The organism is Sphingomonas colocasiae (assembly GCF_019880585.1).
Lineage (GTDB): Bacteria > Pseudomonadota > Alphaproteobacteria > Sphingomonadales > Sphingomonadaceae > Sphingobium_A > Sphingobium_A colocasiae.
The window spans coordinates 220,809-247,546 of the sequence record NZ_JAINVV010000009.1; the positions used below are offsets into that span (position 1 = coordinate 220,809).

Sequence of the window (26,738 nt, forward strand, 5' to 3'; positions counted from 1 at the left end):
GAGTCACGCTCATCGAGACCTGGTATAAGGCGTGAAATCGCCGAGCAGGCAGGTGCCGACATCGAACCCGGCAGTCAGGTCGACGACACGCACGATGTCGCCACGGCACAATTGCGTGCTGGGCGTGCGCGTGATGAGCGTGCGGCCGGCGGCACTCGCCGGGCAACCGCCCGCCGGATCGTTGCGATAGGCGAGGCGCGCGCTGACCTCGTAGATCAGCGTGCGATCGCCGATCGTCTTGGTCGAGCGGATGTCGCGCAGATTCACGCAGCTCACCGGCTTGCCGGCGGTCTTGCCCTTCAGCGCGTCCGCCAGCTCGGTTTCAGCCCTCGCGGCGCGGCGAGCGGCGGCCGCCTCCTCCGATGGCGAAGGCGTACCGGTACAGCCGGACAGCGCGGCAAGAGCGGCGAAGGGGATCAGAACACGCATCGAAATCTCCATCATGCGTTTCTATCTCCTTCAACCTATACGACAATCACCCGCGAAACGCATCTTTTTCCGCGCGGCGACGCGCGAGTTCGGCGACATCGGCGGCGCGCATGAACGGATTCGTCGCGCGCTCCAGCGCGATGGTGGTCGGCACCGTCGCCTCCCCGACCGCGCGCGCGGCATCGACCGCAGCCATGCGATCGCGCAGCGCCGCATTGTCAGGCTCGGCGACCAGCGCATAACGGCCGTTCGACTGCGTATATTCGTGCGCGCAATAGATGCGGGTTTCATCGGGCAACGCGGCCAGCCGCCGCATATTGCCGAACATCTGCTCCGCCGTCCCCTCGAACAGCCGCCCGCACCCCATGGCGAACAATGTATCGCCGACGAACGCCAGCGCCTCGTCGGCGATGTGATAGGCGATATGCCCGGCGGTGTGCGCCGGCACGTCCAGCACGTCGGCGATGACATCGCCCAGCGCCACCCGATCGCCTTCACTCACCAGCCGGTCGAGCGTGGGAATGCGTTCGGCTTCGGCGGCCGGGCCGGTCACGACACAGCCGGTCGCCGCCTTGATCTCCGCATTGCCGCCGGTGTGATCGGGATGCCAGTGCGTGTTCCAGATCTGGGTGATGCGCCAGCCGCGCCGTTCGGCCTCGTCGAGCACCGGCTGCGCGACGGCGGGATCGACGACCATGGTTTCACCCGAGACGGGTTCATGGACGAGCCAGACATAATTGTCGCTGAGGACCGGAATGCGGACGATCTCTAGCATGATCCCTCTCCCTTGATATGCGCGTGCGCCGCCTCGGTCAGGCGGCGGGTCAGCGCTTCGGCGGATTCGGGGCCGCCGAGCCGCGCCGACTGTCCGCTCCAGATCGTCGAGAAATCGGTCCGCCCCTGCGCTTCGGCGGCGGTGCGCAGCGCGGCGAGCGCGGCCGATGCATGGGGAAAGGGTGGCGCCGCCGGATTGACGGGGCCCAGTTCCTCGACCAACCGGTTGGGCAGGCCGCGCGCCAGCCCGCCCGAGATCAGATTGGTGAAACGCGTGGTCTCCGCCGCCTCGCTCCGCAACAATGCCCGATGCGCGGCGGACGCCAGGCTTTCGGGGCAGTGAAGATAAGCGGTGCCCAGTTGCACCGCGCTCGCGCCCAACGCGAAAGCCGCGGTGACGCCGCGCGCATCGGCGATGCCGCCCGCCGCGATCACCGGCAGGTCGATGGCATCGACGATCTGCGGCAGCAACGCGAACAGACCCATTTCGGTGCCGGGCGCCACGGGCAGGAAGCGCGCGGTGTGTCCGCCGGCCTCGAACCCCTGAGCGATGACGGCGTCGATGCCATGCGCCGCCAGCCAGCGCGCTTCGGCCACGCTGGTCGCGGACGCCAGGATGCGTGCGCCCGTCGCGGCGACGCGATCGAGCAAGGCCCGTGACGGCAAGCCGAAATGGAAACTGACGATCTCGGGCGCGATCGCCTCGACGGCGTCGCACATCGCCGCGTCGAAGGGCCGGCGCAGCGGCGGCGGAACCTCGGGCGGGCCGACGCCATATTCGGCATAATAGGGCGCGAGCAGCGCGCGCCATGCCGAATCATCGCCCGGCGCCGTCAGATCATGGCAGAAGAAATTGAGATTGAGCGGACCCCGCGCCTCGGCCCGAACGGCGGCGGCCTGTTCGATCGCCTGCGGCGCGCCCAGCAGCGCGCAGGGCAGCGAACCGATCCCGCCGCCGCGAATCGCGGCGGCCGCCAGCACGACGCCGCCCGCCCCCGCCATCGGCGCCTGAATGACCGGATGGGCGCGCAGCAGGTCCGCGACCGGTTTCACCATTGGCCGGTATTGGGCATGGACGCCCAGGGCTCGGCAGGTTCGAGACGGCCGTCCTGAAGCAGTTCGATCGAGATGCCATCGGGTGTGCGCACGAACGCCATATGGCCGTCGCGCGGGGGACGGTTGATCGTGATGCCCGCATCCATCAACCGCTGGCAGGTCTCGTAGATATCGTCGACGCGATAGGCGAGATGGCCGAAATTCCGCCCGCCCGCATAGGGTTCCGGATCCCAGTTATGGGTCAGCTCGACCTGCGCGTCCTCATCGCCCGGCGCGGCCATGAAGATCAGCGTGAAACGGCCCTGTTCGCTGTCCATCCGCCCGACTTCCCTGAGGCCCAGCAGTTCGAAAAAGCGGATGGTCTCGTCCGGATCGGTGACGCGGATCATGGTGTGGAGATATTTCACGGGAAAGGCCTGCCTCGATTGCCGCCCGGTCAGGGCCGGGCCAGGACGATATAGGCGATCCCGCGACGCATTGCAGCCTCGCGTCCAGTCCTATTGCGGCTTCGCCGGTTGCGGTGTCGCCTTCGCCATATCAGCTTCCAGCGCGGCGAGCGCCGCCGCCGCCGCCTTGCCGGCATCGCTGTCCGGCCGATTGCGTACCGCCCCCTGCCACGCCGCCTTCGCGGCCTCGGGCGCGCCGGAGAGGATCGCGATATTGCCCGCCTCCAGCGCGACCGACGGATCGTCGGGCGACAGCTTCGCGGCCTCAGCGATATCGGTCTGCGCGCGCGCAAGATCGCTGCTCCGCCGCGCGAGCGTCGCCGAGAGCAGCCAGGCCAGCGGATCTGCGGCCACCAGTTTCAGCGCCGCATCGAGATCCGTCCGCGCGCCCGGATTGTCGCCGAGCGCGACACGCGCCCTGGCGCGATCGAGATGCGCCTCGCCCAGTTGCTCCCCCTCGAGCGTACCATGCGCCAACGCGGCGTCGAAGGCGGCGCGTGCCTGTTCGGCCTGTTTCGCCGCCAGCCGCGCATTGCCCGATTGCACCCAGAGATTGGCGGCACGCGCGTCGCGCGCCATCTCCGCATCGCGCGCCGCCTGTTCGAACGCGACCGCCGCCGGCGCGAAACGCTGCTGCGCGGCATAAGCGAGCGCGAGGCAGTGGCGCGCCGGCACACCGCCGCCGCCGATCCGCCACTGATCCGCATCGGCGATCGCCTTGTTCGGATCCTCGGCGATCAGCGCGACACAGGCGTCGAACCGCGCCTCCCCACCGGCAGGGGCGGCCGTCTGGGCGGCAAGCATCAGAAGGATCGGGGTCATCCGGTCTCCGGCAGGCTGGCGACAGTCGCGCGAAGCAGGGCGATATCCTGTGGACGCGACAGGCGATGGTCGCCGTCCTTGACCAGCGCCACCTGCACATCGGCTGAACGAAGCCGTTCGGCAAGACGGAGCGAAACGCTCCACGGCACATCGGGATCGGCCTGGCCGTGGAGCAGCCGCACCGGACAATCGATCGCGATCGGCGCATCCAGCAACAGGCTCGCCTGCCCCGCCTCGAAGAAGCCGCGCGTCGTCGCATAGGGCGAATCGGCATAATCGCTCGGCTCCTCGATCCGGCCGCGTTCGACGATCTCGATCTTCTGCGCATCGGTGAACCCCCATTGCGTGAAGTCCGGCGCGGCGGCGATGCCGACCAGGCCGGTGACGCGATCCGGCCGCGCAAGCGCGACGAGCAGCATCAGCCAGCCGCCCATCGACGATCCGACGAGCAGCAATGGCCCCTCGGTCACGCCGTCGATCAAATGCAGCACATCGTCGCGCCACGAGAGCAGCGTTCCGTCCTCGAACGCCCCCTCGCTCGCGCCGCACCCGGCATAGTCGAGCCGCAGCATCGCGCGCCCCGTTTCTGCGGCCCAGGCATCGAGCGCGAGCGCCTTCGATCCTTCCATGTCCGACATATAGCCGGGCAGGAAAACGATGGTGGGTCCGCTGCCGGGACGATGCGCGTAAGCGAGGCGAAGCCCGTCGGGCCGGGCGAGGAAATCGGTTGCCATGGGATGTTCCTACCCCATCACCCGCAAAAGCGGCACCCGCTTTCCGGCTGGCCGCTCAGCCCGGAAACCAGCCTTCCTCGGCCTCGGGATCGTTCTTGCAGATATCGGAGAGCGCCCGCCATTGCGCGGCATCGAGCGCGGGCCGGTAGCGCGCGGACGCGGCCACGCCCGCCTTGAACTTGCGTTCACGCGACTCCGACAGCGGATGGCTGGACATATAACCGAGCGCCGCGCGCGCCGGGCCGAGCTTGGCCTCGTCGCGCGCGAGCCTGGCGAAGAAGCCGGCGGTCGCGGCGGGCGAAATGCCCGCGCGCGACAGGGCGGAGATCGCATAATTGTCGGCATTCGCCTCCGCCTCGCGCGAATAGGTGGCGGACAACAGCGCATTGAACGTGCCGCCGACATCGCCGCTGAATCCGCCGAGCAGAACGCTGAGCCCCATTTGCCGCAACAGCGCGGCCATCACATCGCGATTGCGGACATGGCCGATCTCATGCCCCAGCACACCGGCCACCTCGTCGGGCGATTTGGCATCGGACAGAAGTTCGCGGAAGATAACGACCTTGCCGCCGGGCAAGGCCACTGCATTGACCATCTTGATATTGGCGACACGCACCTCGATCGGATCGCCGCCATGATCGAGCTGGCGGGCAAGAGCGTCGAGCGCCTGCTGGCCACCGGCCCCCTTGCAGAAACGCCCGCCGAAATCGCCGACCATGGCGTCACCCAGCCGCTTCTCCCAGCTCGACGGCACATAGGGCGCTATCCAGCCCGGCGCGGTGACGCCGATAAAGACGACGAAACCGGCAATGACCGCCAGCACCGCGGACGCGCGAACAAGCCCGAATCGATCGATCAGCCGGCCGTAGCGTTCAGGGTGCGGCAGCAGCACATCGATCTCCGCCGGCACGCCCCCGGTGAAACCGATCCGCCAGCCGGGTTGAGACTTGAGACCATAGACGCGTTCATTCGCAGCGCCGGCCTGCGCGACAAGCGCATCCCAGCCGAACGGGCCGGACTCCACCTCATCCTCGATCAACCGGAATCCCGCCGCGTCCGTCACCAGCAGCGGATGGCGCCGGCGCGCGGTGACTCCGTCATAATGCCAGACTGGAACGCCGTCACTCACCTCAGATCGCGCCCACATCGAAAGCATCGAGCAGCCCTTCGCCTTGGGTGGGCGTGCGGGTGGTCGACTGGGTGAGCACGTCCGCGTCGATCTCGCCATAGGCTTCGAGCCACGTCACGCCGAACCGCCAGGTGCGATAGCGGATGAAGGGGCCGACCAGCGCGAAGGGAATCACCAGCACGACGAGCGTGACGACGAAGCCCAGACTGTTTTCCGAGAAAGGCGTTTCGCCCGGCTGCAGATTCGTGAAATTCGCGAGCAGGCCCAATGCCATGAGCGGGATGATCGCGACGGCGAGCGCCAGCAGCCACAGGCCGAAGTTGCCGAGGAACAGCAGCAGCCAGTGCTTGGTGCGTGCCGTGAACGCGAATTCGATCGTGCCGAGACGCAGCGCGCCGACCGCTTCGCGCATGAAGGCCGCGTAATAGACCAGCGCGGCCAGCGGTATCAGCACGTAGAAGGCGAGGACGAGCGCGAAGATCGCGATCATGATGCCCGGCCCGGGCGGTTCACCGCTGCCCGCCGCGATCATGACGACCGGGATCATCGCGAACATCAGCCCGACCGCCATCACCCAGGGCAGGGCCCAGCAGAGGAGATAGCGCAGGAAGAGGTTGCCCCAGCGTGCGTCCGACTCGAACGGCTGCGCACCGAAGCTCATCGCGTTCCAGCGTTCGTTCCACAGGCTGGCCATCGACCAGGGAATCATCAGCGCGAGCGCGAGGTAGCTGACCACGGTTTTCCAGAGGAACGACCAGCCATAGCGCCAGCCCTGATCGTCGCTGCCGCCACGTATGCCGCGCCACCAGCTTCGGCTGAGCCGATAACGCAGTGCGCGGAAACGGGCGATGCCGAACAGATAGAAGAAGAACATGTAGAGCAGGAAGAACAGGATGCCGACGGCCACGACATGCCCGCGCAGGATCATGCCCTGCGCGACGAACTGGAGCACGAACAGCGGCACGAAGACCAGCAGCAGCACGAGGACGAAGCCGATGAACAGTTCCAGTCCGGTGCCCGTCCACTCGAAACGATCGTCGATGAAGCGCGTGCGGCTCCACAGATAACGGCGCTCCCGCGTCGTCGCCCAGAAACGGTAGATGCCGAGCGTGACGATCGTCAGCAGAAGATTCGTGATCGCGATCGGCGCGAATTCGCGCCATGATCCGTCGAAGGCGAATGCGCTTTCGCCAGCACCTTGATCATGCGTTACGGCGTGATCGTCCATTGCGGCTCCCCCAGTGATGCCCTGCCGGCAGGAGGCATCAAATTCCGTGCCGCGTCAACGGATTGGCTCGCAAACGGATCAGATGACCCATTCGATGGAGGTCATTTCGATATTGGCCTCGCGCTTGGCAGCGCGCTTGGCGACCATCAATTCGTAAAGCCGCCGGACCGCGCCACTGCCTGTGGTCTGAAAGATGCCGGGCACAATCGCATGGATGATGCAGGCGATTCCACCGACGATCATCGCGACACCGAAGCCGAAAGCGGCGCGGAAATGCTCACCATAGCTTTCGCCGAGGTCGGCCGGATGGGCACGGAACAGTTTGTTGAACACGGGAAAACCCCTTCATTTGGCGAGCGAGACCCACCCATCTACCAGCCTCGCGCCGCTTTCTCCAAGCCGCCCGTGACGCCACGCATCGCCAAATGCGCAAGTCGCGCGCGATCACGCCATCGCGATGCCGGATCCGATCCCCTTCGAACCTGATCGATCGCGCTCAGATCGCGCCGACATCGAAAGCGTCGAGCAGCCCCTCGCCATGACCGGCCATTTTCGTATGAGATTGAACAAGCGCCTCGGCATCGACGACACCCCAGGCTTCCATATGGCGGATAAAGAAGCTCCAGTTGCGATAGCGCACGAAGATCGCGCCGATTCCCAAGGTGAAAACCACCAATGCGACATTGCCGAGGAACAGCTTTAGCCAATCGTTGGTGCGCGCGGTGAATTCGAACTGCAGGTCGCCCAGCGACAGCGCGCCGACCGCTTCGCGGAAAAAGCCGGCATAAAAGACGAGCGCGGCCAAGGGTATCGCAATATAGATCGCCAACAGCGCGAAAAGAACGAAGAAGAAGCCCAGATCCTCCGGATCGCTCGAAAGGGTGAGTGTTTGGGCCAGCCCCGATCCGACGAGCATGATGATGAACATGCCGCCCAGGCATAGCAGATAGCGCCCGAAGAGCGGGCCATATTCGGCACTCGCCGCAAAATCGAGCGAGCCGAAGCTCATCTTGTTCCAGCGTTCATTCCACAGGCTCGTCATCGACCAAGGGATGAGCAAGGTCAGCGCCAGTCCGCCGGCGATGGTCTTCCACACCGCGGAAATGCCATAGCCGAAGCCCTGATCGTCGCTCCCGCCGCGAATCCCGCGCCACAAGGTTCGACTGAGCCGGTAACGCAATGCACGGAAACGCGCGAGACCATAGAGAAACAGGAAGAAAAGATAGATGCCGAGCACGGCGAAACCGGCCAGCGCCGCATATCCCTGCATCACCAGGGCCTGAAGGCCGAACTGCAGGAAGAGGAACGGCAATAATATAAGCCCCACCACCATGATGAAGCCGATAAAGAGTTCAAATCCCGTTCCCGACCATTCCAGCCGATCGTCGATAAAGCGCGTGCTCTCCTACAGATAGCGGCGCTCGCGTGTCGTTGCCCAGAAACGGTAGACGCCCAGCGTGACGATCGTCAGCAACAAATTGGTGAATGCAATTGGCGCAAATTCTCGCCACGTGCCGTCGAACGTGAATGCGCTGTCATGAGCGCCTGAATTTTGCATTGTGACCCCCGCCAACTCTGGCGGCAACAGGCCCTAAACTCGATCGAGCGTCAACGGATTAGCTCGTAAATGGATCAGATTGTCCGTTCGACGAGATCATTTCGATATTGGTCCCGCGCTCGACGCCCGTCATTTCGTAAAATCGCCTGACCGTGCGGCTGCCTCGACCTGGAGGATGGCCGGAAGAAGATCATCGCAGCGATGACGCGCGCCTCTGGAAAACCCCTTCATTCGGCGAGCGAGACCACCCATCTGCCAGCCTCGCGCCGCTTTCTCCAAGCCGCCCTTGGCATCGCGCGTCGCCAGAGGCATAAGCCGCGCGCGCAATTCCGCGCAAAGAAGCAAAGGCAAACCCATTCCCATGTCCGAGATGTTCCAGATCACGCTGCCCGACGGATCCGTCCGAGAGGTTGCGCCGGGGACTACCCCCGCGGACATCGCCGCGGCGATCGGGCCGGGATTGGCCAAGGCGGCGATCGCCGCGCGCGTCGACGGCGAATTGCGCGACATCATGCGGCCGCTGGACGGCGACGCCCAGCTCGCACTGGTGACGGCGCGCGACGAAGCCGACGCGCTCGAACTGGCGCGCCACGATTTCGCGCATGTGCTGGCCGAAGCGGTGCAGCAGCTTTTCCCCGGCACGCAGATCACCTTCGGACCATCGACCGACGACGGCTTCTATTACGACTTCGCGCCGAAGGATCGCCCCTTCACCGACGAGGACCTGCCCGCGATCGAAGCGGCGATGCGCGCGATCATCGCCGCAGACAAGCCGCTGAAGCGCGAGGAATGGAGCCGCGCCGACCTGATCGCACGCTGGACCGAGCAGGGCGAAACCTTCAAGGCGGAATGGGCGGCCGAACTGCCCGACGACGAGGCGCTGACGGTCTATTGGTCGGGCGGCGACTGGCTCGACATGTGCCGCGGCCCGCACCTCGCCTCCACCGGCAAGCTCGATCCGCAGGCGTTCAAGCTGACGCGGGTTTCGGGCGCCTATTGGCGCGGCGACCAGAAGAACGCGATGCTCAGCCGCATCTACGGCACCGGCTGGCTCAACAAGAAGCAGCTCGACGCGCATCTGACGCGGCTGGAGGAAGCCGCCAAGCGCGACCATCGCAAGATCGGGCAGGAAATGGACCTGTTCCACCTGCAGAGCGAAGCGCAGGGATCGGTGTTCTGGCACCCGAAGGGCTTCATCCTGTGGCGCCAGCTGGAGGCCTATATGCGCCGCCGTCTCGACGCAGCGGGCTATGTCGAGGTGAAGACGCCGCAGTTGATGGACGCCCGGCAATGGGAGCGTTCGGGCCATTGGGGCAAGTATCGCGAAAACATGTTCGTCGTGCCCGACGAGATTCCCTCGACCGAGGACGATGCCCCGGTCCTCTCGGGCAAGGGCGACCTGATGGCGCTCAAGCCGATGAACTGCCCCGCGCACGTGCTGGTCTTCAAGCAAGGCATCACCAGCTATCGAGAACTGCCCATCCGCATGGCCGAATTCGGCTGCTGCCACCGCAACGAGCCGCACGGCGCGCTGCACGGCATCATGCGCGTGCGCCAGTTCACGCAGGACGATGCGCATATCTTCTGCCGCGAGGACCAGTTGATCGAGGAGATCGTAGCGTTCTGCGACCTGCTCGACAGCGTCTATGCCGATCTCGGTTTCGAGACATATGCGATCAAGCTGGCGCTGCGCCCCGAACAGCGTTTCGGCAGCGATGCCGAATGGGACCGGGCGGAACAGATCCTGCGCGACGCGGTGGCGGCGGCGGGCCGCGCCAATGACGACTATGGCTGGGAGGAGCTGCCCGGCGAAGGCGCCTTCTATGCGCCGAAGCTGGAGTTCCACCTGACCGACGCGATCGGGCGCACCTGGCAGGTGGGCACGATCCAGGCCGATACCGTGCTGCCCGAGCGACTGGACGCCGCCTATGTCGGCGAGGATGGCGAAAAGCATCGTCCGGTCATGCTCCACCGCGCGATCCTGGGCACGTTCGAGCGCTTCATCGGCATCCTGATCGAGCATCATGCCGGGCGTTTCCCGCTCTGGCTGGCGCCGGTGCAGGCAGTGGCGGCAACGATCGTGTCCGATGCGAACGACTATGCCAGGAGCGCCGTCGAGGCGTTGCGCGCCGCCGGGCTGCGTGCCGAAACCGACCTGCGCAACGAGAAGATCAACTACAAGGTGCGCGAGCATTCGCTCGCCAAGGTTCCGCATCTGCTGGTGATCGGCAAGCGCGAGGCGGAGGAAGGCACCGTCGCGATCCGCACGCTCGGCCAGGAAGGACAGCGCGTGATGCCGCTGGCCGACGCGATCGCGATGCTCCAGACCGAAGCCACGCCGCCCGATCTGCGGCGCGGCTGAGCGGAGGCGCGAAGGGTTCCGCACCGGCCGGACTGCGTCAAAAGCGCATTTCCAAGCAAGCCGAGTGACGCCAATTCGCAACGGTGCGGCGGAAATCTGCTTTCCGTCGCACCCTTGCCCTTTTCTCGGGCGCGGTGAATCGCTAAATGGCGCGCTCACGATCCCGATTCAGGAGACACTGCTATACGTCCGCCCATGACCCGGCGCCCTCTCGGCGCCCCGCCGGTGCCCATGAATGGCCCGCGCTACAATGAATTCATCTCGTCGCCCAAGGTCCGCGTGATCGATGAAAACGGCGAGAATCTGGGCGTGATGTATACAAGGGAAGCGATGGAGCAGGCCCAGGAGGCCGGGCTCGACCTGGTCGAGGTCTCCCCCAACGCCGATCCGCCGGTCGCCAAGTTCCTCGACGTCGGCAAGTTCAAGTACGAGGCGCAGAAGAAGGCGAACCTCGCGCGCAAGTCGCAGAAGACGCAGGAGATCAAGGAGATCAAGATGCGTCCGAACATCGACGACCATGATTACGACGTGAAGATGAAGAAGATTCACGCGTTCATCGGCGAGGGCGACAAGGTGAAGGTGACGCTGCGTTTCCGTGGCCGCGAACTCAGCCACGGCCAGCTCGGCATGGCGCTGCTCCAGCGCGTTCAGGAAGATACCGCCGAAGACGCCAAGGTCGAAGCATATCCGCGTATGGAAGGCCGCCAGATGCTGATGGTGCTCGCCCCCAAATAAGTCGGGCGTGCCGCCGGTGAACACCACCGGATTTCACCTTTAAATGCTTGAAAGGCGCGCGACTTCGGTTTGCGCGCCTTTTTGGCGTTCTTGCCGCACCGCAGCGCCGGCCGCATTCCGTAGCGTCAAATGATACACTGTGGCAAAAAGGCCGCTAACCCAAGGAAAACTGCCATTCCCGGCACGCTGCCCGCTGGCGAGCTTCGGACGACCGCGTTAGCTTCACGGACAAATAGACAAGAAAACGACAATCGAGAGGAGCCTATATGTCCAAGTCCTTCTGGCTTGTTTCCGTTGCCTGTTTCGCTCTTGCCACGCCGGCGGTTGCGCAGGACGCCGCTCCAGCACAAGCTGCGGAAGATACGGCGACCGGCGACAACGACATCATCGTGACCGCCCAGGGCCGTGCCCAGCAACTTCAGGACGTGCCGCTCGCAATCTCCGCGGTCTCCTCCGAAACGATGCAGAATTCGGGCGCCAACGATATCCGCCAGCTCAATCAGGTCGCACCCTCGCTGCTGGTGTCCTCGACCGGATCGGAGGCGAACGGATCGGTTCGTATCCGCGGCGTCGGCACCGTCGGCGACAATCCGGGCCTCGAAAGCTCGGTCGCGGTGTTCATCGACGGCGTCTACCGTTCGCGTTCGGGCATCGGCCTGAACGAACTGGGCGAGGTCGAACGCGTCGAAGTGCTGCGCGGCCCGCAAGGTACGCTGTTCGGCCGCAACGCATCGGCCGGCCTGCTCAATATCGTCAGCAAGAAGCCGGCCTTCGAGTTCGGCGCGACCGCCGAAGCAACGTATGGCAACTACGATTTCTGGCGGCTCGGCGGCAGCGTCACCGGCCCGATCAGCGAGACACTTGCCGCGCGCGTCGACGGCGTGTGGGTGAAGCGCGACGGATTTTACAAGGATGTCGTCAACGGCACGCGCATCAACGATCGCGACCGCTATTTCGTGCGCGGACAATTGCTGTTCGAACCGACCAGCGATCTCAGCTTCCGTCTGATCGGCGACTATACCAAGCGCGACGAAAGCTGCTGCGCCGCGGTGTATCTGCGCGCGGCTGACAATCCGCTGGTCGGCGGCCTGCTCGATCCGGCGCAGAACCCGATCGTCCGCGTGCTCACCGCGATGGGCCAGAACCCGGCGTCCTTCACCAACGACCCCTATCAGCGCGACGTCTATGTCTCGCCGGGGCGGACCTATGCCGGCAAGACCAAGGACATGGGCATTTCGGGCGAGCTCAACTGGAATTTCGGCAATGCCCGGCTGACCTCGATCACCGCCTATCGCGACTATAGCTCCAACCAGGCATCGGATACCGATTACAGCCAGATCGACATCCTGTACCGCGCGCCCGGCAAATCCGCCTATCAGCGCGATTTCCAGACCTTCAGCCAGGAACTGCGCCTGCAGGGCACGGCTTTCGACGACAAGCTCGACTGGCTGGTCGGCGGCTATTACGCCAACGAGAAGCTGAAGGTGACCGACAATCTGAAGTTCGGCCGCGACTATGGCCGCTTCGCCACCTGCCGGATCGTTTCGGGCAGCACGCTCGCCGCCTTCTTCGACGCATCGCAGAGCGGCTGCATCAGCGCGGCCGGCCGCGCCGGGCTGGTGGCGACCAATGCGTTCGGCGCGGCGACGCCGCTGGTGCTGGGTGCGTTCGACCGGCTCGACGGCATCCGCAACGTCGGCGACAATGACGCGATCTATCGCCAGAAGAGCGAGAATTTCGCGATCTTCACGCACAATATCGTGCACATCACCGACAAGATCGATTTCACCGCTGGCCTGCGCTGGACGACGGAAACGAAGAATTTCCGCGCGAATTTCAACAACAATAACACCGCCTGCCTCGTGCAGAAGCAGCAGCTCGGTTCGCTGCTCGCGGTGCCGGCGCTGGCGGCCACGGCCGGCGCGATCATCGGCCTGTCGTGCCAGGGCAATTCGAGCTCCGAGCTCAATGGCTACAATCTGTCGGACCGGATGAAGGACGACGAGTTCACCGGCACGGCGGTGCTCTCCTACAAGCCCAACAGCGACATGCTGTTCTACGCCAGCTATTCGAAGGGCTATAAGGCGGGCGGCTTCAACCTCGACCGTTCGGCGCTGACCACCTCGACGATCTTCCCCTTTGCCAGCGCGTCTTCGGGCTTCAACGTCGCCAATCTGCGCTTCGACGCGGAGAAGGTGGACGCGTACGAAATCGGCACCAAATTGTCGTTCGGCAACTTCACCTTCAACGTCTCCGCCTTCCGCCAGGATTTCTCGAACTTCCAGCTCAATACGTTCAACGGCACCGTCTTCCTGGTGCAGAACATCAATGGCTGTTCGAACCTTGTGGGCGGCAGCGGCGCGGATGAGGATCTCTCGCTCGCCACCGGCACCTGCGCCCCGGGCGACGTCACCTACGGCGTGCGTTCGCAGGGCGTCGAACTGGAAGCCTCGATGACGCCGGCGCCCTATGTCCGCGTCAATGCCGGCCTCACCTGGGCGCGCACCAAATATCGCGGCGACCTGGTCGGCCGCGATACCGGCGCAGCGCTCGATCCCGCGCTTCGCGTGCTGCCGGGCAATCTGATGTCCAACGCGCCGGAAATCGTGACCACCGGCTCCTTCACCTGGACGCCGCCGATCGGCGACTCCGGCCTGTCGGGCCTGTTCTATGTCGATGCGCGCATGATGGGCGACTACAACACCGGATCGGACCTGTTCCCGCAAAAGGCGCAGGATGGCTTCGCGCTGGTCAATGCCCGTGTCGGCCTGCGCGGCCGCGACGAGAAATGGGCGATCGAGCTCTGGGCGCAGAACCTGTTCGACAAGGGCTATACCCAGGTCGGGTTCAACTCGCCCTTCCAGGCCGGCGTCACCAGCGCGCCCTTCGTCGATCCGCAATATCCCGGCGGCCGCCAGATCTTCTCGGCCTATCTGGCCGAACCCCGCACCTATGGCGTCACGGTGCGCGGCAAGTTCTGACGGGTTCGCGAAGCGGTCGCCGCGCGGCCGCTTCCGGCCTTATGTCTGGGGGAGAAGGTCCGTTCCGGGAAACCGGAGCGGACCTTTCTTTTCAGGCGGCTTCGGCCGCATCCTCGCCAGCAGCCGCTTCAAGCAGCCGACGCTCGAGCGCCTTCAGCCGCTGCGCCCCCTCCACCTTGTCGCCGATCAGATCGGTTATGTAGAAGGTATCGACCGCGCGTTCGCCATAGGTGGCGATGTGCGCCGAATGGATCGTCACTTTCGACTGGAACAGCCCATAGGCGAGCGCATAGAGCAACGCCGGCCGGTCACGCGCATTGATCTCCACCACCGTGTAACGGTTCGACGCCTTGTTATCGATCAGCACCGCCGGCTGGATGGTGAAGGCTTCGGCCCGCGTGCGGGCGAGCGGCCGCTGGGCGAGCCGCTCGTTGAGCTTGTGCCGATTGGCGAGCGCATCCTCGATCGCGCGTTCGAGCCGCTTCAGCCGCTCCGGTTCGTCGAGCATGCGCCCGAACGGATCCTGGACCAGGAAATTGTCGAGCGCCATGCCGTCGCGCGTCGTGTGGATCCGGGCGTCGATCACGCTGCCGCCCGCCAGATGGATGGCGCCGGCGACGCGGTAGAACAGCCCGGGATGGTCGCTGGCATAGACGGTGACGAGCGTGGCGCCGCGATCGGGATAGACCTGCGCCGAGATCGAAAGCGGCTGGTCACCCGCCGCCGCGACATGGCGGGCATTGCGTTCGAGCACGTCGAGCGGCTCGGCGATCCAATAGGATGCCGGCAGGCGCCGCGCCGCGGCCTTGATCGTCGCATCGTCCCAGCCCATCGCGGCCGCCAGGGCCTGCTGCTTGGCAGCGATCCGTTCCTCGCGCCCCTTCTGCTTGTGGCCCAGGCGCAGCACTTCCTCCGCCGCCTCGAACAGGCCGGTGAGCAGCTGGCGTTTCCAGTCGTTCCACACGCCAGGGCCGACCGCGCGGATATCCACGACGGTCAGGATCAGCAGCAGCCTCAATCGTTCGGGGCTCTGCACCGCCTCGGCGAAATCGAGGATCGTCTTGAAGTCGGCAAGGTCGCGCTTGAAGGCGGTGGCCGACATCAACAGGTGATAGCGCACCAGCCATGCGACGGTTTCGGTCTCGGCCGGCGAAAGGCCGAAGCGCGGGCACAGCTTCATCGCGACTTCGGCGCCGAGCACGCTGTGATCGCCACCGCGCCCCTTGGCGATGTCGTGCAGCAGCACCGCGACATAGAGCACCCGGCGCGAGACGAGCTGGCGCGCGATCGTGGTCGATAGCGGGTGATCGTCGTTGAGATCGCCCTTCTCGATCTGCGCGAGCAGGCCGATGGCGCGGATCGAATGCTCGTCCACCGTATAATGATGGTACATGTCGAACTGCATCTGCGCGACGACACGGCCGAAATCGGGCACGAAGCGGCCGAACACCGTCGCCTCGTTCATCCAGCGCAGCACCGTTTCGGGATCGCGCGGCGAGGTGAGCACATCGATGAACAGTGCATTGGCGCGCGGATCGTTGCGGATGCCGGCATCGATCAGCCGGGCATCGCGCGCCGCTGCCCGCATCGCGAGCGGGTGGATCTCCAGCCCATGCTTGTCGGCCAGCGCGAAGATCTCGATCAGGCGGACCGGATCCTGCTGGAAAAAGCCGTCATCGGGCAGCGCCAGCCGGCCGCGATCAAGCACGAAGCCGGCCAGCTTGCGCGGTGTGCGGCGCAGCGCCGGCAACCCCATGAACCGCCGCCCGCGCGCGGCGAAGCTGTCGTCGAGATGCGCCAGGAACAGCCCGGTCAGATCCCCCACCTGCTTCGCGGTGAGGAAATAATGCTGCATGAAACGCTCGACGGCGGAGCGCCCCGGCCGGTCGGCATAGCGCATGCGCAGCGCGATCTCGCGCTGGAAGTCGAACGTCAGCCGTTCCTCGGCTCGACCCGCGATCATGTGCAGATGGCACCGCACCGCCCACAGGAAATTCTCGGCCTTCTGGAAACGGCGCAGTTCGTCGCGCGTCAACAGCCCCTTGTCGACCAGTTCGGCGACGGTGTGCACACGGTGCACATATTTGCCGATCCAGAACAGGGTGTGGAGGTCGCGCAGCCCCCCCTTGCCTTCCTTGATATTGGGTTCGACGACATAGCGGCTGTCGCCCATGCGCTTGTGGCGCGCGTCGCGTTCGGCCAGCTTGTCGGCGATGAAGGCGCGGCCGGTGCCCGCCATCACCTCGCGATCGAACCGGGCCCAGGCCTCGTCGTACAGCGCCTGATCGCCCCAGACATAGCGCGATTCGAGCAGGCCGGTGCGGATGGTGAGATCGCTCTTCGCCATGCGCACCATCTCGTCGAGCGAGCGGCTGGAATGGCCGACCTTCATGCCGAGATCCCAGAGCGAATAGAGCATCGATTCGATGACCTGTTCTGTCCAGCCCGTCTGCTTCCACGGCGTGAGGAACGCGATGTCGACGTCCGAATAGGGCGCCATCTCGCCGCGGCCATAACCGCCGACCGCGAGCAGGGCCAGGCGCTCGGACGCCGTGGGGTTGTTGATCGGGTAGAGGCGCTGCGTCGTGAAATCGAAGATCAGCCGCAGGATCTGATCGGTCAGGAACGCCTGGGCGGACGCCGCGTCGGTCCCGCGCGAAGGGTTCTCCGCCAGCCGCCGCGCGATCTCCGCGCGGCCGGCATCCAGCGCCTCGCGCAGCAGCGCGACCATCGCCGGGCGCTGCCCTGCCGATCCGCCATTGTCGGGAAGCGCCGCCAGCGCATCGGACACGACGCGCCGATCGATGATACGGCGGCGATTGGAAAGACTGTCGAAGCGCGCGGGCATGCGCTTCAGATAGGGACTTCAGGAAGGTTCGTCACGCGTCCCGAACCGTCATGCAGAAAACCCGATCATTGCTCCTCCGCCAGCCGCTTGAGGCGATAGAGCGCATCGAGCGCGTCGCGCGGGCTGAGCGCGTCGGCATCGATCGCGGCGAGGGCGTCGCGGAGCGCATCGCGCGCATCTTCCGGCGCCGCCGCCATCGCGGCGAAGAGCGGCAGATCGTCCAGCCCGGCCGCCAGACCGCCAGTCTGCGCGCGGCCGGCCTCCAGCTTCTTGAGGACCGCGCCGGCGCGCGACAGCACCGCGGGCGGCAAGCCGGCGAGCTTGGCGACCGCCAGGCCATAGCTGCGATCGGCCGGCCCCGACGCGACTTCATGGAGCAGCACCAGATCGCCCTTCCATTCGCGCGCGCGGACATGGTGGAGCGACAGGGCATCGAGCCGTTCGGCGAGCCGGGTCAGTTCGTGATAATGGGTAGCGAAGAGACAGCGGCAGCGATTGACCTCATGCACCGCCTCCACCACCGCCCAGGCGATGGCGAGCCCGTCATAGGTGGAGGTGCCGCGCCCCACTTCATCGAGGATGACGAAGCTGTGCGGCGTCGCCTGGGCGAGGATCGCGGCGGTCTCGACCATCTCGACCATGAAGGTCGAGCGCCCGCGCGCCAGATTGTCCGATGCGCCGACCCGGCTGAACAGCCGGTCGACCAGCCCGAGCCGCGCGCTCGCGGCCGGCACGAAGCTCCCCGTCTGCGCGAGCACGGCGATCAGCGCGTTCTGCCGCAGAAAGGTGGACTTACCGCCCATATTGGGGCCGGTGACCAGCCAGACGCGCTCGCCTTCGGACAATCTGCAATCATTGGCGACGAAGCGCTCGCCAGCCCGGCCGACCGCGGCCTCGACGACCGGATGGCGCCCGCCTTCGATCTCCAGACAGGGATGATCGACCAATGTCGGCCGCGACCAGCCGCCTTCAGCCGCGCGTTCGGCGAGCGCCGCGCCGACGTCGAGTCGAGCGAGCGCGTCGGCGGTGGCGGCGATCGCATCGCGGCCGGCCAGCGCTTCCTCGGTCAATGCTTCGAGATGCGCGGCCTCGGCCGCCAGCGCATGGGCGCCGGACTGGGTGACGCGTAGCGCCAGTTCGTGCAGTTCGGGCGCATTGAAGCGAACCACGCCCGCCAGGCTCTGGCGATGGGTAAAGCCCGAATCCTGCGCCATCAGCGCATCGGCGGATTTGGCCGGCACCTCGACATGATAGCCGAGCACGCCATTATGGCGGATCTTGAGCGTCGCGATCCCGGTCTGGGTGCGGAAGCGCGCCTCGAGCGCGGCGATGGCGCGGCGACCATCGCCGCCGATGCCGCGCAATTCGTCGAGCGCGGCATCATAGCCTTCGGCGATATAGCCGCCCTGCGCGACGTCGATCGGCGGCGCGGCCACCAGCGCGCGCGACAGATGCTCGACCAGCGCGCCATGGCCGTCGAGCCGGGGCAGCAGATCACCGAGCAGTACCGGAGGATTGGCGAGCCTCCCAAGCCGTTCGCGCAGCATCCGCGCCTCGCCGAGACCGTCGCGAAGCTGGCCCAGATCGCGCGGGCCGCCGCGCCCCGCGACCAGCCGCCCCAGCGCCCGCCCGATATCCGGCAGCGCCTTCAGCGCCACGCGCAGTCCCTCGCGCTCATGCGGATCGTCGAACCAGAAGGCGACCAGATCGTGGCGCGCCTCGATCAGTCCGCGTTCGGCGAGCGGTGCGCCGAGATCGGCGGCGAGCAGCCGCGCGCCCGCGCCGGTAACCGTGCGATCGATCGAATCGAGCAGGCTGCCCGCCCGCCCGCCGCCCTGCGCCTGCGTCAGTTCCAGGCTCTCGCGCGTCGCCGCGTCGATCATCATATGCGCGGTCGGCGCACGCCGCAGCGGCGCCTGCAGGAAAGGCAGACTGCCTTTGCCGGCATGATCGAGATAGGCGACAAGCCCGCCCGCCGCCGCCAGTTCGGCGCGTCCGAACGCGCCGAAACCGTCGAGCGTCGCGACGCCGAACAGCGATTTCAGCCGCGCCTCGCCGCGCACGCTGTCGAAATCGCCGCGCGGGCGCGGGAAGGCGCCGTCGGGCCAGTGATCGGCATTTTCCGAAACGATGATCTCGGCGGCGCCCAGCCGCGCCAGTTCGGCGCCCAGGCTTTCGGGCGCGATCTCGGCCACCTCGAAACGCCCGGTGGAGATATCGGCGGCGGCGAGCCCCAGCATCCCGCCCGCCTCGCCCAACGCGACCAGCCAGTTGGCGGCGCGCGCATCGAGCAAGGTCTCTTCCGTCAGCGTGCCCGCCGTCACCACGCGGATGATCGCGCGCCCCACCAATGCCTTGGACCCGGCGCGCTTCTTCGCCTGTTCGGGCGTCTCGATCTGGTCGGCCAGCGCGACGCGATGCCCCGCCTTGATCAGCCGCGCCAGATAGGCTTCGGCCGAATGGGCGGGCACGCCGCACATCGGGATCGGCCGCCCGTCATGTTCGCCGCGCGCGGTGAGCGCGATGTCGAGCGCCGCCGCCGCGATCTTCGCGTCGTCGAAGAAGAGTTCGAAGAAATCGCCCATCCGGTAGAAGAGCAGGCAATCGGCGGCATCGGCCTTGAGCGCCAGATATTGCGCCATCATCGGCGTCGGCTGGCTGGCGGCGGGAGCGGGGTGCTTGGTCATGCGAACCGCCGCTGATACCGGCTTCGCACCGCTTTGCCAAAGCCGCTTTTTGGCGCGATCGGGATCGAATGCGCCGGGCATGAAACGACAGGTCTTCGAAAGCCGGAATCATGCCGTGAGTCAGGCGCCGAAGCGCTTTCGCCTCGGCCGATCACGTTCTATGGCACCCATGAAACGATATGAACGGAAGGCAGAGCATGAGCGAAGGAAGCAACGTCAAATTTTCGGAAGCGGAGGCGCTGCTCTTCCATTCCTACGGCCGGCCGGGGAAGATCGAGATCATCGCATCCAAGCCGATGGCGACGCAACGCGACCTGAGCCTTGCCTATTCGCCCGGCGTCGCCGTGCCGGTGCGCGCGATCGCCGACGATCCCGCGACGGCCTATGACTATACCGCCAAGGGCAATCTGGTCGCGGTCATCTCCAACGGCACCGCGATCCTGGGCCTGGGCAATCTCGGCGCGCTCGCATCGAAGCCGGTGATGGAAGGCAAGGCGGTGCTCTTCAAGCGCTTCGCCGACGTCGATTCGATCGATCTGGAGCTGGCGACCGAAGATCCCGACGCCTTCATCAATGCGGTCGCGCTGCTCGAACCCAGCTTCGGCGGCATCAATCTGGAGGATATCCGCGCACCCGAATGCTTCATCATCGAACAGGCGCTGAAGGAGCGCATGAACATCCCGGTGATGCATGACGATCAGCACGGCACCGCGATCATCACCGCCGCCGGGCTGATCAACGCCTGCTACCTCACCAATCGTTCGATCAAGGACGTGAAGGTCGTCGTCAACGGCGCCGGCGCCGCCGCGATCGCCTGCACCGAACTGGTGAAAGCGATGGGCGTGCCGCACGACAATGTGCTGATGTGCGATCGCCAGGGCGTGATCTACCAGGGCCGCGAGACCGGCATGGACCAATGGAAATCGGCGCACGCCGCCAAGACCGACCGGCGATCGCTGGCCGAGGCGCTGGACGGCGCCGATGTTTTCCTGGGTCTCTCAGCCGCCGACGCGCTCAAGCCCGAAATGGTGATGAAGATGGCGCCGCAGCCGATCATCTTCGCCATGGCCAATCCCGATCCGGAGATCACCCCGCCGGCGGCCAAGGCGGCGCGCCCCGACGCGATCGTCGCGACCGGCCGTTCGGACTATCCGAACCAGGTGAACAACGTGCTGGGCTTCCCGTTCATCTTCCGCGGCGCGCTCGACGTGCGCGCCACCGCGATCAACGAGGAGATGAAGATCGCGGCCGCCGAGGCGCTGGCCGAACTGGCGCGCCAGCAGGTGCCCGAGGAAGTCGCGCTCGCCTATGGCGGCCTCGCCCACAGCTTCGGACCGGAATATATCATCCCCGCACCCTTCGATCCCCGGCTTATGGAGATCGTGCCCGCCGCGGTCGCGCAGGCGGCGATGGATTCGGGCGTCGCGCAGAAGCCGATCCTCGACATGGCCGCCTATCGCCAGTCGCTGCGCGCACGGCTCAATCCGACCACTTCGGTGCTGACGCTCGCTTATGAAGCGGCGCGGGCGCGACCGAAGCGCGTGCTGTTCGCGGAGGGCGAGGAAGAGACGGTGCTGCGCGCCGCGATCCAGTTCCGCGACGGCGGCTACGGCATTCCCGTGCTCGTCGGCCGCGAACATGTCCGCGATCGACTGCGCGCGATGGGCGTCGATGATCCGGACAGCTTCGAGGTGCACAACAGCGTCAATTCGCCGCTGGTGCCCAAGATGGTCGAGCATCTCTACGAACGGCTGCAGCGCCGCGGCTTCCTGAAACGCGAAGTCGAGCGGATGGTGAACCGTGACCGGAACATCTTCGGCGCGATGCTGCTGACGCTGGGCGAGGCCGATGCGATGATCACCGGCACCACGCGCACCTATGCGCAGACGATGCGCGAGCTGCGCAAGGTGATCGATCCGCGCGCGGGCGCGACGCCGTTCGGCATCCATGTACTGGTGGGGCAGACGCATACGGTGTTCATGGCCGACACCACCGTCAACGAGCGGCCGACCGCCGAGGAACTGGCAGATATCGCCGAAGGCACGGCGGCGGTGGCGCGCAAGATGGGCCATGAACCGCGCGTCGCCTTCCTCTCCTATTCGACCTTCGGCAATCCGCCGGGCAACTGGCTGGAGAATCTGCGCGAGGCCGTGGCGATCCTCGACGCGCGCGGGGTGAGCTTCGAATATGAAGGCGAAATGGCGCCCGACGTCGCGCTCAACGCGAAGGTGATGAGCAATTATCCGTTCAGCCGCCTGTCCGCCCCCGCGAACGTGCTGATCATGCCCGGTCTGCAATCGGCCAATCTCTCAGCCAAGCTGCTGCGCGAACTGGGCGGCGACCATGTCATCGGGCCGATGCTGGTCGGCATGGACAAGCCCGTCCAGGTCGCGACGATGGCGTCGACGGCTTCGGAACTGGTCACGCTCGCCGTGCTCGCCGCCAGCGATATCGCGAGCTGACGCGGGACCGCTTACGCCGCTCCGGCGACGGCCGGGGCGGCGTAAGCGGCTTCACACGCGAATCGGATTATTGCGGGGCGCCGCCCGCGCCGGGAACGCCGACCGCGCCGATATTGCCGAACAGTTCCTGGAAGAAGCCGCGATGACGGCCGAGCGTCGGCGTCTTGTCGCCCATCGGCGAGATCGACACGACCTTTTCGAGCCCCGCCTTGTCGACCGACATCACGTTACCCGCCTTGTCGAAACGGACATGGAGGATGGTCTGATCGGTGGCCCGGGGCTGGGCGAAAGCGAGCTGGCGCGTCTGGCGCGAGACATAATACCAGTCGTTGGAATCGAACTGGCCGACAAAGGTTGGGCCGCCGAGCGTCGCCTGCACCGAATCGCGATTGTCCACGCCGGGCTGGATGCCGTCGACCAGCACCTGATCGACGATATAGCCCTGATGGCCGCGGACGCGGGTGCAACCGCCCGCCATGAGCAGCGCTCCAACGGCAGCCACCGCCGTCAGCCCCTGCTTCGTCAACACCGCCATCGAGCCTTCTCCTTGCGCGCCACGCGGACGCGCGCCATTAAAAGCCGCGTCCGCTGCCTCAATATGCGCTCGGATCACGCCCGGCAAGGGCAGCGGGGCACCAAGCCCAAACAGGAGTTCTCGATCGCGTGTCGTTTCTAAGCCGCCTCTTCAACCGCAGCAGCGGTCGCGACGCGCTCGCCCCGCTTTACGCAGCCGTCGTCGCCGAAGCGCGCAATCCCTATTGGTATGTCGAGGGCGGCGTCGCCGATACGATCGACGGGCGGTTCGACATGGTGGCGGCGATCCTTTCCATCGCCTTGGTGCGGCTGGAGCGCGAAAGCGGCGACGGCGCGGCCAAGGCGGCGCTGCTCACCGAAATCTTCGTCGACGACATGGACGCTCAGCTTCGCCAGCAGGGCATCGGCGATATCGTCGTCGGCAAGCATATCGGCAGGATGATGAGTGCGCTCGGCGGTCGCCTGACCGTTTACCGCGAAGGGTTGACCGGCACCGGCGACCTGCCGGAAGCCCTGCGGCGCAATCTCTATCGCAACGCAGCACCTTCGGAAGAGGCGCTAGCAAACGCGACCGCGCGGATGCGGACGATCGCCGAGGCGGTGAACGCCGCGCCTGTCGACCGATTGCTCTCCGGCGCGCTGGTGCAGCCATGAGCGCCCCGGAGTTCAGCCGGATATATCGCCGCGACGAAGTCGGCGAGCGCCCGCGCGAGGTGCGGATCGAAGCCGACGCCGCCGAACGCGCCGCGCTGGCGCGGCGTTTCGACCTGCAGGCACTGGACGCGCTGGCCGGAACCGCGACGATCACGCAGACCGCCGCCGGCATCCGCGCCAGCGGCCGCATCGCCGCCCGGGCGACACAGAGCTGCGTCGTAACCGGCGAGGCCGTCCCCGCGATCATCGACGAACCATTCGAATTGCTGTTCGTGGAGGAGAGTGCGCTGGCGTCGGACGCGGAAGAGATCGAGCTGTCCGCCGCCGATTGCGATGTCATCGGCTATGACGGTCAGGCGATCGACCTGGGCGAGGCGCTGGCGCAGACGCTGGCGCTGGCGCTCGATCCGTTCCCGCGCGCGCCCGGCGCGGACGCGGCGTTGCGCGAAGCCGGGGTGCTGAAGGAAGAAGAGGCCGGCGCGTTCGGTGTTCTCGCCGACCTCAAGAAAGCACTGGAAAAAGGACAGGACTGAGAGTTCGTTCGGGAATGCGCTTTGGTGCATTCCCGAACGGCCCAATCCCTTCGGAAGGCATCAGAACGGAACGTCGTCGTCCAGATCGCTGTCGAACGCCGAGGGGCCGCCACGGCCACCGCCCGACGACGATCCGCCCGAACCGCCGCCGCCATAGCCGCCACCCGAGGAGCCACCGCCGCCCCAGCCGTCGTTCGAACGGCCGCCACCGCCGCCGCCACCGAAACCGCCGCTGCCGCCGCCATAGCCGCCACCCGAACCACCGCCCGAGCCGCCTTCGTCACGGCCGCCGAGCAGGACGAGTTCGCCGCGGAAGCGCTGGAGCACCACCTCGGTCGAATATTTGTCCTGTCCGTTATTGTCCTGCCATTTGCGAGTCTGGAGCTGCCCTTCCAGATAGACGCTCGATCCCTTGCGCAGATACTGCTTGGCGATCTTGCCGAGATTCTCGTTGAAAATCACGACGCGATGCCATTCCGTCCGCTCCTGACGGTTGCCGTCGCGATCGTTCCACCGCTCCGACGTGGCGACCGAGAGATTGACCACCTCGCCGCCATTGTTGAGCGAGCGCGCTTCCGGGTCGGCGCCCAGATTGCCGACCAAAATAACCTTGTTGACGCTGCCCGCCATGAGATTCTCCTATAGACCGAGCGCCGTGGCTAACCAGAAAGTCGCACCGGCGGCAAGATAGGCCAGCGCGAAGAGATAGCCGAGCGCGAAGATCGGCCATTTCCAGCCATTGGTCTCGCGGCGCATGACCGCGATGGTCGACAGGCATTGGGGCGCGAAGACGAACCACATCAGAAAGGCAAGCGCGGTGGGCAGCGACCAGCGCCCCTGAAGCTGGGTGCCCAGCGAGCGTTCGGTTTCCGCTTCGTCATCGCTTTCGATCGAATAGACGGTGGCGAGCGCCGACACCGCGACCTCGCGCGCCGCCATCGCGGGAATCACCGCCAGCGCCATTTCATGATTGAAGCCGATCGGGCGGACCACCACCTCCAGCCCCGAAGCGATGCGGCCCGCGATCGAATATTCGACCTGGCTGCGCCCCTCCGGCGCGACCGGGAAGCTGAGCAGTGCCCAGAGCGCGATCGTCACCATCATGATGATCGTGCCCGCACGGCGGAGGAACACCCAGGCGCGCTGCCACAATCCGATCGCGACGTCGGCAAGGTTGGGCATCTGGTAACGCGGCAATTCCATCATGAAACCGCTCGGCGCACCGCGTGCCACCGTCTTGCGCAGGATGAAGGCGACCGCGACCGCGCCGAGCACCCCGGCCAGGTACAGGCCGAACCAGATCAGCCCCTGAAGGCCGATGCCCCAGCCCAGATCGCGCGCTGGAATGAAGGCGCCGATGATCACCGAATAGACGGGCAGCCGCGCCGAACAGGTCATCAGCGGCGCGATCAATATGGTGGTGAGCCGCTGCTTCGGATCGTCGATCGTGCGCGTCGCCATGATACCCGGAATCGCGCAGGCGAAAGAGGAGAGCAGCGGAATGAAGGCGCGGCCGTTCAGACCTACGCCCGCCATCAGCCGGTCCATCAGGAAGGCGGCGCGCGCCATGTAGCCCGACGCTTCCAGCAGCAGGATGAAGAAGAACAGGATGAGGATCTGCGGCAGGAAGACCACCACCGAACCGACGCCCGCGATCACGCCGTCGACGATCAGCGATCGCAGGAAACTGTCGGGCAATGCCGCCGTCACCCAGGCCTGTGCCGCGGCGAACGACTCCTCGATCCAGCCGATCGGCGCTTCCGACCAGGCGAAGACCGCCTGGAACATCACGAAGAAGAGCATGATCAGGATGGCGAGCCCGGCGGCGGGATGGAGAACCACCGAATCGATCAGATGGGTGATCCGCCGCACCGGCGTTTCGGAAACGGTGGCCGCGACCGAGATGGCGCGCGCGCGCCGCTGCAGCGACGCGATATCGGCGGGCTCCGCCGGCGCGGCCGGCTGCGACGTGCCGTCGCCCAGCACCGATGCCAGCGCGTCGCGCAGCTCGTCCATGCCGCGCCGGCGCACGGCCACGGTCGGCACCACCGGCACCCCGAGTTCACGCGACAGCGCCTGCGGATCGAGCACCAGCCCGTCACGCTCGGCCATGTCGATCATGTTGAGCGCCACGACCATCGGCACGCCGAGTTCGCGGAGTTGGAGCGCGAAGCGCAGATGATTGTCGAGATTGCCGGCATCGACCACGACGATGAGCGCGGCGGGACGGCGTTCGCCCTCCTGTGCGCCCATCACCACATCGCGCGTCACCGCCTCGTCGGGGCTCGACGGGGTGAGGCTGTAGGTGCCGGGCAGATCGACCAGTTCCACCGGCCGGCCGTCGGCCAGCGCCATCCGCCCGGATTTGCGTTCGACGGTGACGCCGGGATAGTTGCCGACCTTCTGGCGCGCGCCGGTGAGCGCATTGAACAGGGCGGATTTGCCGGCATTGGGATTGCCGACCAGCGCGACGAGCGGTGCGGGGTTCATGGCCGGTCCTGCTGGACCACCGAGATCGCCGCGGCGTTGCTGCGCCGGATCGCCACGGTCATGCGGCCGACGCGGCAGGCGATCGGACCACGACCGAGCAATCCGCTGCGATGCCAGACCTCGACCGCGACCCCCTCGCCAAAACCGAATTCCCGCAGTCGCCGTGCTTCGGCATCCGAAAGGGCAGTCCAGTCGATATCGGCGATGTGCGCGCGTTCGCGCAGTGGCAATTGATCGAGGCGCAAGATGGTCCGTCCGCTTATGTCCTGCGACTGA

At 66.1% G+C, this 26,738-nt stretch carries 21 protein-coding genes and 1 pseudogene; 6 read left to right on the plus strand and 16 right to left on the minus strand.

Annotation, left to right across the window (positions count from 1 at the left end; all coding sequences use genetic code 11):
- Positions 1–9: 9 nt before the first annotated feature.
- From K7G82_RS19720 to K7G82_RS19765, 10 genes and pseudogenes are all read right to left on the minus strand, one after another.
- Entirely contained in the window at positions 10–429 is a 420-nt protein-coding gene (locus tag K7G82_RS19720; RefSeq protein WP_222991645.1) for a hypothetical protein, read from the minus strand.
- 46 nt (positions 430–475) lie between these two features.
- A complete protein-coding gene (gene gloB / locus K7G82_RS19725; protein ID WP_222991646.1) occupies positions 476–1,204 on the minus strand; it encodes a hydroxyacylglutathione hydrolase in 729 nt (242 codons plus the stop codon).
- Complete coding sequence (locus K7G82_RS19730; protein WP_222991647.1) at positions 1,198–2,259, minus strand: NAD(P)H-dependent flavin oxidoreductase; 1,062 nt, start codon at positions 2,257–2,259, stop codon at positions 1,198–1,200. The genes gloB and K7G82_RS19730 overlap by 7 nt, the downstream gene beginning before the upstream one ends.
- On the minus strand, positions 2,253–2,666 hold the full coding sequence (locus tag K7G82_RS19735) for a VOC family protein (RefSeq protein ID WP_343228614.1): 414 nt from the start codon (positions 2,664–2,666) through the stop codon (positions 2,253–2,255). The genes K7G82_RS19730 and K7G82_RS19735 overlap by 7 nt, the downstream gene beginning before the upstream one ends.
- A gap of 90 nt (positions 2,667–2,756) precedes the next feature.
- Complete coding sequence (locus tag K7G82_RS19740; RefSeq protein ID WP_222991648.1) at positions 2,757–3,527, minus strand: tetratricopeptide repeat protein; 771 nt, start codon at positions 3,525–3,527, stop codon at positions 2,757–2,759.
- Positions 3,524–4,261, minus strand: coding sequence for an alpha/beta fold hydrolase (locus K7G82_RS19745; RefSeq protein WP_222991649.1), 738 nt, complete (start codon positions 4,259–4,261; stop codon positions 3,524–3,526). The genes K7G82_RS19740 and K7G82_RS19745 overlap by 4 nt, the downstream gene beginning before the upstream one ends.
- Before the next feature lie 55 nt (positions 4,262–4,316).
- Positions 4,317–5,408, minus strand: a complete 1,092-nt coding sequence (locus K7G82_RS19750; RefSeq protein WP_246623710.1) for a M48 family metallopeptidase — start codon at positions 5,406–5,408, stop codon at positions 4,317–4,319.
- Positions 5,392–6,618 (minus strand): YjgN family protein, encoded by a 1,227-nt coding sequence (locus K7G82_RS19755; protein ID WP_222991650.1) that lies wholly within the window; start codon positions 6,616–6,618, stop codon positions 5,392–5,394. Before K7G82_RS19755 ends, K7G82_RS19750 begins: the two co-directional genes overlap by 17 nt.
- A 78-nt stretch (positions 6,619–6,696) precedes the next feature.
- On the minus strand, positions 6,697–6,951 hold the full coding sequence (locus K7G82_RS19760) for a DUF6356 family protein (protein ID WP_222991651.1): 255 nt from the start codon (positions 6,949–6,951) through the stop codon (positions 6,697–6,699).
- A 163-nt stretch (positions 6,952–7,114) separates the two neighbouring features.
- Positions 7,115–8,176, minus strand: a pseudogene (locus K7G82_RS19765) (YjgN family protein).
- Between the two features lie 361 nt (positions 8,177–8,537).
- On the opposite strand from K7G82_RS19765, the gene thrS reads away from it, so the two are divergent.
- From thrS to K7G82_RS19780, 3 genes are all read left to right on the plus strand, one after another.
- Positions 8,538–10,538: a threonine--tRNA ligase gene (gene thrS / locus K7G82_RS19770; protein WP_222991652.1), complete on the plus strand. Its 2,001-nt coding sequence runs from the start codon at positions 8,538–8,540 to the stop codon at positions 10,536–10,538.
- Positions 10,539–10,733: 195 nt separating this feature from the next.
- Complete coding sequence (gene infC / locus K7G82_RS19775) at positions 10,734–11,273, plus strand: translation initiation factor IF-3 (RefSeq protein WP_222991653.1); 540 nt, start codon at positions 10,734–10,736, stop codon at positions 11,271–11,273.
- A gap of 266 nt (positions 11,274–11,539) precedes the next feature.
- Entirely contained in the window at positions 11,540–14,254 is a 2,715-nt protein-coding gene (locus K7G82_RS19780; RefSeq protein WP_222991654.1) for a TonB-dependent receptor, read from the plus strand.
- 91 nt (positions 14,255–14,345) lie between these two features.
- Here K7G82_RS19780 and K7G82_RS19785 read toward each other — a convergent pair whose 3' ends face one another.
- A complete protein-coding gene (locus K7G82_RS19785) occupies positions 14,346–17,102 on the minus strand; it encodes a [protein-PII] uridylyltransferase (protein WP_222991655.1) in 2,757 nt (918 codons plus the stop codon).
- A gap of 65 nt (positions 17,103–17,167) precedes the next feature.
- Positions 17,168–19,747, minus strand: a complete 2,580-nt coding sequence (gene mutS, locus K7G82_RS19790; RefSeq protein ID WP_222991872.1) for a DNA mismatch repair protein MutS — start codon at positions 19,745–19,747, stop codon at positions 17,168–17,170.
- A 239-nt stretch (positions 19,748–19,986) separates the two neighbouring features.
- Between mutS and K7G82_RS19795 the strand changes: the two genes are divergently transcribed.
- On the plus strand, positions 19,987–22,251 hold the full coding sequence (locus K7G82_RS19795) for an NADP-dependent malic enzyme (RefSeq protein ID WP_222991656.1): 2,265 nt from the start codon (positions 19,987–19,989) through the stop codon (positions 22,249–22,251).
- Positions 22,252–22,318: 67 nt separating this feature from the next.
- On the opposite strand, the gene K7G82_RS19800 is transcribed toward K7G82_RS19795, so the two are convergent.
- On the minus strand, positions 22,319–22,786 hold the full coding sequence (locus K7G82_RS19800; protein WP_222991657.1) for an outer membrane protein assembly factor BamE: 468 nt from the start codon (positions 22,784–22,786) through the stop codon (positions 22,319–22,321).
- Between the two features lie 128 nt (positions 22,787–22,914).
- On the opposite strand from K7G82_RS19800, the gene K7G82_RS19805 reads away from it, so the two are divergent.
- Both K7G82_RS19805 and K7G82_RS19810 read left to right on the plus strand, forming a co-directional pair.
- Positions 22,915–23,439 (plus strand): ubiquinol-cytochrome C chaperone family protein, encoded by a 525-nt coding sequence (locus tag K7G82_RS19805; RefSeq protein WP_222991658.1) that lies wholly within the window; start codon positions 22,915–22,917, stop codon positions 23,437–23,439.
- Positions 23,436–23,972, plus strand: coding sequence for a YceD family protein (locus tag K7G82_RS19810; RefSeq protein WP_222991659.1), 537 nt, complete (start codon positions 23,436–23,438; stop codon positions 23,970–23,972). The genes K7G82_RS19805 and K7G82_RS19810 overlap by 4 nt, the downstream gene beginning before the upstream one ends.
- 60 nt (positions 23,973–24,032) lie before the next feature.
- On the opposite strand, the gene ssb is transcribed toward K7G82_RS19810, so the two are convergent.
- From ssb to K7G82_RS19825, 3 genes are read right to left on the minus strand one after another with little or no spacing between them, the layout of a single operon-like run.
- Entirely contained in the window at positions 24,033–24,602 is a 570-nt protein-coding gene (ssb, locus tag K7G82_RS19815; protein WP_222991660.1) for a single-stranded DNA-binding protein, read from the minus strand.
- A 9-nt stretch (positions 24,603–24,611) separates the two neighbouring features.
- Entirely contained in the window at positions 24,612–26,462 is a 1,851-nt protein-coding gene (gene feoB, locus K7G82_RS19820; protein WP_222991661.1) for a ferrous iron transporter B, read from the minus strand.
- The gene (locus K7G82_RS19825; protein WP_222991662.1) at positions 26,459–26,707 is read right to left on the minus strand and encodes a FeoA family protein; all 249 of its coding nucleotides are present in this window, start codon (positions 26,705–26,707) and stop codon (positions 26,459–26,461) included. The genes feoB and K7G82_RS19825 overlap by 4 nt, the downstream gene beginning before the upstream one ends.
- Between the last annotated feature and the right edge of the window lie 31 nt (positions 26,708–26,738).

Excerpts from the sequence above, each read along its gene's own strand:
- K7G82_RS19720 (WP_222991645.1), bottom strand. The coding sequence starts at position 429 with ATGCGTGTTCTGATCCCCTTCGCCGCTCTTGCCGCGCTGTCCGGCTGT.
- ssb (WP_222991660.1), bottom strand. The coding sequence starts at position 24,602 with ATGGCGGGCAGCGTCAACAAGGTTATTTTGGTCGGCAATCTGGGCGCC.
- K7G82_RS19810 (WP_222991659.1), top strand. The coding sequence starts at position 23,436 with ATGAGCGCCCCGGAGTTCAGCCGGATATATCGCCGCGACGAAGTCGGC.
- K7G82_RS19795 (WP_222991656.1), top strand. The coding sequence starts at position 19,987 with ATGAGCGAAGGAAGCAACGTCAAATTTTCGGAAGCGGAGGCGCTGCTC.
- mutS (WP_222991872.1), bottom strand. The coding sequence starts at position 19,747 with ATGATGGCGCAATATCTGGCGCTCAAGGCCGATGCCGCCGATTGCCTG.
- K7G82_RS19750 (WP_246623710.1), bottom strand. The coding sequence starts at position 5,408 with ATGTGGGCGCGATCTGAGGTGAGTGACGGCGTTCCAGTCTGGCATTAT.
- gloB (WP_222991646.1), bottom strand. The coding sequence starts at position 1,204 with ATGCTAGAGATCGTCCGCATTCCGGTCCTCAGCGACAATTATGTCTGG.
- K7G82_RS19780 (WP_222991654.1), top strand. The coding sequence starts at position 11,540 with ATGTCCAAGTCCTTCTGGCTTGTTTCCGTTGCCTGTTTCGCTCTTGCC.
- K7G82_RS19785 (WP_222991655.1), bottom strand. The coding sequence starts at position 17,102 with ATGCCCGCGCGCTTCGACAGTCTTTCCAATCGCCGCCGTATCATCGAT.
- feoB (WP_222991661.1), bottom strand. The coding sequence starts at position 26,462 with ATGAACCCCGCACCGCTCGTCGCGCTGGTCGGCAATCCCAATGCCGGC.
- K7G82_RS19755 (WP_222991650.1), bottom strand. The coding sequence starts at position 6,618 with ATGGACGATCACGCCGTAACGCATGATCAAGGTGCTGGCGAAAGCGCA.
- K7G82_RS19740 (WP_222991648.1), bottom strand. The coding sequence starts at position 3,527 with ATGACCCCGATCCTTCTGATGCTTGCCGCCCAGACGGCCGCCCCTGCC.
- K7G82_RS19745 (WP_222991649.1), bottom strand. The coding sequence starts at position 4,261 with ATGGCAACCGATTTCCTCGCCCGGCCCGACGGGCTTCGCCTCGCTTAC.
- thrS (WP_222991652.1), top strand. The coding sequence starts at position 8,538 with ATGTCCGAGATGTTCCAGATCACGCTGCCCGACGGATCCGTCCGAGAG.
- infC (WP_222991653.1), top strand. The coding sequence starts at position 10,734 with ATGACCCGGCGCCCTCTCGGCGCCCCGCCGGTGCCCATGAATGGCCCG.
- K7G82_RS19730 (WP_222991647.1), bottom strand. The coding sequence starts at position 2,259 with ATGGTGAAACCGGTCGCGGACCTGCTGCGCGCCCATCCGGTCATTCAG.
- K7G82_RS19800 (WP_222991657.1), bottom strand. The coding sequence starts at position 22,786 with ATGGCGGTGTTGACGAAGCAGGGGCTGACGGCGGTGGCTGCCGTTGGA.